General features: G+C 28.0%; 1 protein-coding gene. It reads left to right on the top strand.

Annotation, left to right across the window (positions count from 1 at the left end):
- Positions 1-319: 319 nt before the first annotated feature.
- Positions 320-533 (top strand): ATP-binding cassette domain-containing protein (locus AC1DTM_RS31225; RefSeq protein WP_477001790.1); only part of this gene is annotated, 214 nt, incomplete at its 3' end.

The raw sequence follows: 533 nt of genomic DNA on the forward strand, positions 1-533 counted from the left end.
AGTATTAATAGGGTTACTCAAATATATTTTAACTAAAGGCATTAGTTAAAATATGATACTTGAAAGTAAAAGGCCGATAAAGCAATCGGTCTTTTTTCTTATATTAATAAAAATTAGAAATAAATAGCATTGTATTTTATACCACTATGCAAATATTATAAGATAGATATACATCGATTATAGATTGAAAATAGGTTTGTTATCAGTTTTTTTAGAAATCTTACAAGCGTGTAAGATAAATGAAAGATGAATCAATATGTGCTATAAGACAATTCATTTACACTTTATAGTGAGCAGTGGAAATGAAGGGAGAATATAAATGGAAATTTTACATGCAAAAAGTATTAGTAAAGTATATAAGGGGAAAATACCTTTTAAAGCATTGGTAGATATTGATTTATCAATTCAAGAAGGTGAATTTGTAGGAATTATGGGCCCGTCAGGTAGTGGGAAAACAACGTTATTGAATATGGTATCTACTATTGATTCTCCATCATCGGGAGAAATTTTAATTAATGGCACAAATCCTTTCC

It is taken from the genome of Bacillus sp. P4_D3 (genome assembly GCF_056401855.1).